Below are 5,534 nucleotides of genomic sequence, written 5' to 3'. Positions count from 1 at the left end.
GCTCAGCCGCTCAGCGGGCAACTCGAAGAACGTTACGTGTGCCTCCGGGCGATGTCAAACTCGCACCAGACGGCCTTCCCACCCTCCGGCGTGCGCCGCGAACCCCAGCTGTTGCTGATCGCCGCGACGATCGCGATGCCGCGTCCGGACTCGTCGGCCGGCTCCGCCTTCTTCCTGCTCGGCAGGTGCTCGTCCGCGTCCGTCACCTCCACCGTCAGGCGGCGGTCGGTGCGGCGGAGCCGCAGGCGGGTCGGCGGGTGACCGTGCATCAGGGAGTTGGACACGAGCTCGCTCACCGCCAGCACGCCCATGTCATGGAGCTCGCCGTCGAGCTGCCAACTGCTCAGCACTCCGGTGGTGAAGGCGCGGGCGCTGGCCGCGGCCTCTGTTCCGCCGAGCAGGTCGAGGGAAGCGGAGCGGAACAGCTCCGAGGCTTCCGGCTCCCGCTCCGGGAGCTGGAAGGCGAGGACCGCCACGTCGTCGTCGTGTTGGGGGCCAACCCCCATGGCGCGGAGCAGCCGCGAGCAGACGACCTCCGGGTGGCCGGCGGCCCCCTTCAAGGTGCGGGCCAGCGCGTCCAGGCCGCGGTCGATGTCCTGGTCGCGGCGCTCCACCAGGCCGTCGGTGTAGAGGACGCCCGTCGCGCCCGTCGGGAAGGCCATCGAGGAGCTGCTGTGCAGCCAGCCGCCGGTGCCCAGGGGCGGGCCGCAGGGCTCGGGCTGTCGCAGGACCGTCCCGTCGGCCTGACGGATCATCAGCGGCAGGTGGCCGGCCGAGGCGTAGGTGAGGCGCTGTTCGCTCGGGTCGAAGACGGCGTAGAGGCAGGTGGCGATCTGTGTCGCGTCGATCTCCGAGGCCAGGCCGTCCAGCAGTTGCAGCACCTCGTGCGGGGGAAGGTCGAGCCTGGCGTAGGCGCGGACCGCCGTGCGCAGCTGGCCCATCACGGCCGCAGCGCGCATGCCGCGGCCCATGACGTCGCCGATGACCAGCGCTGTGCGGCCGCCGCCGAGGGTGATCACGTCGTACCAGTCGCCGCCGACGGCGGCGTCGGCGCCGCCGGGCTGGTAGGTGGCGGCGACGCGGAGGTCGTCGGGCTGTTCCAGCTTCTGCGGCAGCAGGCTCCGCTGGAGGGTGACGGCGGCCTCGCGGTGGCGGCGTTCGCTCTCCCGCAGGCTCTCGGTGACCTGGACCTGGTCCGTCACCTCGGCGCCGAAGACGAGGACACCGCAGACGTCGGACGCGCCGGTGGAGCGGCGCAGGCTGGTGAAGGCGCCCAGGCCGCCGAGCACGCGGGTGCCGTGGGCGGGGGTGTTGCCGGCGCTGGTGAGCGCGGCGAGCTGTTCGCCGAGGTCCTCGGTCTCCCGCACCGGGGCGCAGACGAAGGTGTAGTAGCGGGCCGACCCGTTCGCACTGGCTGACGAGGTGTGAGGGACCTTGCGGGCCTTGACCGTTCGCGCCCGGCCGGTCCGGTAGACCTGGTCCATGAGTGGCAGCAGGCCGAGTTCGCGCAGTTCGGGCAGCACCTTGGCGGCCGGGATACCGATGGGGCGGTGGCCGAAGACCTCGGTCCAGGCGCGGCTGAGGTAGGCCATCCGGTGGCTCGGCCCGTAGCTGACGGCGACCAGCGCGGGCAGGTGGCTGAGCACGTCGCGGACCGGCAGGTGCTCGTGGTCCGCGTGCTCGTGGCGGACGGCGGGCTCGGGCGGCTGGTCCGGCAGTTCGCGGGCCGCCGGGACGCTGGGCGTGGTTCCGGGCTCCGCGGGCGGGGCCGCCCGCCGCTGCCCGCCGGGGAGCCGGGCGCTCCAGCGTGTGAGGTTCACCGATGTCCTTCTGCTGCTGTGCGGCTGGGATCCTGTCCAGAGTTTCGGACAATGTCGCGCCCTAGTCTGACCCACCGAACCGTCTACGGGAATCAGGCAATCGACGGTGTGTCAGCGATCCCGGCGCTCCTCGTCGAGCAGGGATTCGAAACCCGCACGCGGCTCCTGGAGTGCGGACAGCGAGACGGTCTCGCGTTTCAGCAGGCCGCCCAGGGCCCAGTCGAAGAGGACGCGCGCCTTGCGGTCCAGCGTGGGCAGCCGGCGGAGGTGCACGGCGCGATGGAGCAGCCAGGCGGAGCGTCCGTGCAGCGCGCGCCCGCGCAGTTGGGCCACGCCCTTGTGCAGGCCGAGCGAGGTGATCGAGCCCTTGGACTCGTGCCGGTAGGCGGCGGGCTGCTCCCCGCGCAGGGCGGCGAGCAGGTTGTCCGCCAGCACCTCGGCCTGGCGGACGGCGTGCTGGGCGTTGGGCGCGCAGAACTCGCCGGGCCTGGTCAGGTCGGGCACGGCGGCGCAGTCTCCGGCGGCCCAGACCTGGTCCGCGCCGAGTACGCGCAGCGTGGCGTCGCAGCGCAGGCGTCCCTGGGCGTCGAGCGCGAGGCCGGTGCGGGCGAGCACCGGGTTGGCGCGCACGCCGGCGGTCCAGACGAGGGTGCGGGCCAGGAACCGGCTCCCGTCGGAGAGGGTGACCAGACCGTCGTCGCCGACGGACTCCAGCCGGGTGCCGAGCCGCACGTCGATGGCGCGGTCGCGCAGCTCCTCGGTGGTGCGCCGGCCGACCTCGGGCTCGGTCTCGGGGAGGATCCGGTCCCCGGCCTCGACCAGGACCCAACGCAGGTCCTCCGCGCGGATGTTGTGGAAGTGCCGGGTGGCGTAGCGGGCCATGTCCTCCAGTTCCGCGAGCGCGCCGGTGCCCGCGTAGCCGCCGCCGACGAAGACGAACGTCAGTGCCGCCTGGCGGAGTTGGGGATCGCGGGTGGAGGAGGCGAGGTCCAGCTGCTCCAGCACGTGGTTGCGCAGCGACACCGCCTCCTCGACGCTGCGGAAGCCGATGCCGTGCTCCGCCAACCCGGGCACCGGCAGGATCCGGGAGACGGCCCCGGGAGCGAGCGCGAGCAGGTCGTAGTCGATCTCGAGCGCTCCGGGCTCGGTCGTGCCGCGGACCGGCGGGGGCAGGCTCACCACGGCGTGGCGGCGGGCGGGTTCGAGGATCTCCAGACGCCCGAGGACGACCCGGCAGTCGGGCAGCACCTTGCGCAGCGGGACCACCACGTGCCGGGGGTCCACGGTCCCCGCCGCGGCCTCCGCGAGGAAGGGCTGGTAGGTCATGTAGGACTTGGGGTCGACCACGGTGACCTGGGCCTCTCCGGGCCGCAGCCGCGCCTGCAGGCGCATGGCGGCCGTGAGGCCGACGTGCCCGCCGCCGATCAGGAGGATGCGGCTTCCTCCGGTGGGCGGCCGGTCGGTTGACGGTCTGTCGGTCGGAGCCTGGGGGGTGGGGGTGCTCACGGCTCCATTCCGCACCCTGGCGGGCCCACCCGTCCATAGTCCGTACCGGATCGGGTGTGACTTCGGTCAACACGGGTGACGTCCCAGCGCCGGGTTCACCCCGAACTGACGTGTGGTGAAGGCCATCCGCGGCGATTCCCTCTGTCGTGTCCCGACTCGTCTCAACTATCGTCATTGGGTCAGTCACACGGGGGAGGACCGGACCACATGGTTCAGCAACAGGAGACGACGACACTTTCGCGCGGCGAGGGGATACCGGCTCAGCGCGCCGGAGCGTCGGCGGGCGGCAGCACGGTGCGGGGCTCGGGCCGGCTCCGGGTGGACGCCCGGCGGAACCTGGAGAGCGTGCTGCGCGCGGCCCGCGAGGTGTTCGGCGAACTCGGCTACGGCGCACCGATGGAGGAGGTCGCCCGCCGCGCGGGCGTCGGGGTGGGCACGGTCTACCGGCGCTTCCCCAGCAAAGAAGTGCTGGTGCGGCGGATCGCCGCGGAAGAGGTCGTCTGGCTCACCGCGCAGGCACGGGAGGCGCTGGGCGAGGGCCCGACGCCGTGGCAGGCGCTGGAGGGCTTCCTGACCCGAGCGGTCGCCGCGGGCGCGGGCCGGCTGCTGCCGCCGGAGGCCTTCCGGCAGGCGGAGGCGATGCTGCGGGTGCCGACGCAGCGGCAGGCACTGGACGTGACGGCGACCGCCCCGGTTCCCACGGCGGGTCAGACCGGCGCGGTGGACGAGGAGTTCGGAGCGGACGCGGACCCGTCGGGGCTGCTGCGGTTGCTCTCCGAACTGGTGGACCGGGCCTCCGCGGACGGCACGCTGCGGGCGGGGGTGACCGTGTCGGACATCGTGCTGGTCCTCACGGCCTCGGTGCCGCCCCACGCCACGACGGAGGCCACGGGCCCCACCCGCCTCCTCGACCTCCTCCTCGCCGGCCTCAGCGCGTAGCCCTGCGGGGCGCCCGGCGACCCGCCCCGCAGGCGCCCGCCCTCCCCCAGCCTTCGGCCGGGGGTGCCCCCACAGCGGGAGGTGCCCCCACCGCGAGCAACCCAACACTCGGGGAGGTCCGTCCCGAGTGTCGAACCTCCGCGAGTGGTGGGCTGGTCGCGGTGGGGCACCTCCTGCCCGAAGGGGGGTCCTCGCGCCCCTGACGGGGCCCTGACGGGTCGCTCGAAAGAGTGGAGGGTGGGCGTCAGGGACGGGCGCCGTCTGCTATATGGGAGGCTGAGCGCCTAGCGGAAAGCGGGGAGCAGGCGATGGCCGAGGGGCTCGAGGAGGACGCGGCGCACGTGCCGCCGCAAGGCGGCCGGCACCGGGGCGCGCCGGACGGCGCCCCGCGGCCCGGGCACGTCCCGCAGCCCGGCGGTCCTGTCGACGACGACGGTGAACTCCCGCCGTCCGACGCGGAGTTGACCGCCGCCGTGCGCGCCGGTGACGACTCCGCCTACGAGGAGCTGTACCGCCGCCACTCCGCCGCCGTGCGCCGCTACGCGCGCACCTGCTGCCGGGACGCCTTCACCGCCGAGGACCTCGCGGGCGAGGTCTTCGCCCGCACGCTGCAGGCGCTGCGCTCGGGCAAGGGCCCGGAGGTCGCGGTCCGCGCCTACCTGCTGACGGCGGTCCGCAACGTCGCCGCCGCCTGGTCGCGGAGCGACCGGCGGGAGCAGCTCATCGACGACTTCCAGGTGTTCGCGGCCACCTCCCCCGCCGTCGCCGAGGTGGACGTCACCGATCCCGGGGCGGATGCCGCCGCGCTCGCCGGGGTCGAGCACTCGCTGGTCCTGGAGGCCTTCCGGAACCTGGACGCGGACGACCGGCTGCTGCTGTGGCACACCGAGGTCGAGCAGGAGCCGCCGCGCGAGGTCGCGCTGCTGTTGGGCAAGACGGCCAACGCCACGGCCGTGCAGGCGCACCGGGCCCGGGACCGGCTGGCCGCCGGCTACCTGCAGGCGCACGTCGCGGCGCTGCCGGAGGGCAGCGGCTGCACCGAGTACGCGGGCAGGCTGGGGCAGCTGGCCCGCGGGGCGCTCGGGAAGCGGGCGGCGGGCGGGATGCGCGCGCACCTGGACGAGTGCGACCGCTGCTCGGCCGCCTACCTGGAGCTGGTGGACCTCAACCACAGCCTGCGCGAGCTGCTGCCCTCCGGGCTGCTGGTCTGGCTCGGCTCGGGCTACGGCACCGCCTTGGCCGCGGGACTGGTCGGCGGCGGGGCCGCCG

4 protein-coding genes are annotated in these 5,534 nt (G+C 74.3%); 2 read left to right on the top strand and 2 right to left on the bottom strand.

Going from position 1 to position 5,534, the window contains the following annotated elements; translation table 11 throughout:
- Positions 1-32: 32 nt before the first annotated feature.
- On the bottom strand, positions 33-1,820 hold the full coding sequence (locus tag ACFP3V_RS07950) for an ATP-binding SpoIIE family protein phosphatase (RefSeq protein WP_380581278.1): 1,788 nt from the start codon (positions 1,818-1,820) through the stop codon (positions 33-35).
- A 111-nt stretch (positions 1,821-1,931) separates the two neighbouring features.
- Complete coding sequence (locus ACFP3V_RS07945; protein WP_380581280.1) at positions 1,932-3,212, bottom strand: NAD(P)/FAD-dependent oxidoreductase; 1,281 nt, start codon at positions 3,210-3,212, stop codon at positions 1,932-1,934.
- 321 nt (positions 3,213-3,533) lie between these two features.
- Between ACFP3V_RS07945 and ACFP3V_RS07940 the strand changes: the two genes are divergently transcribed.
- Both ACFP3V_RS07940 and ACFP3V_RS07935 read left to right on the top strand, forming a co-directional pair.
- Entirely contained in the window at positions 3,534-4,265 is a 732-nt protein-coding gene (locus tag ACFP3V_RS07940) for a TetR/AcrR family transcriptional regulator (protein ID WP_380581276.1), read from the top strand.
- 308 nt (positions 4,266-4,573) lie between these two features.
- On the top strand, positions 4,574-5,534 hold a 961-nt coding region (locus ACFP3V_RS07935; RefSeq protein ID WP_380581274.1), incomplete at its 3' end, for an RNA polymerase sigma factor.

The organism is Streptacidiphilus monticola (assembly GCF_042658505.1).
GTDB lineage: Bacteria > Actinomycetota > Actinomycetes > Streptomycetales > Streptomycetaceae > Streptacidiphilus > Streptacidiphilus monticola.
This window is presented reverse-complemented; position numbering and strand designations above follow the sequence as displayed.

What these genes read in the sequence shown, in the direction of transcription:
- ACFP3V_RS07945 (WP_380581280.1), bottom strand. Translation starts at nt 3,212, where the DNA reads ATGCGCCTGCAGGCGCGGCTGCGGCCCGGAGAGGCCCAGGTCACCGTG.
- ACFP3V_RS07940 (WP_380581276.1), top strand. Translation starts at nt 3,534, where the DNA reads ATGGTTCAGCAACAGGAGACGACGACACTTTCGCGCGGCGAGGGGATA.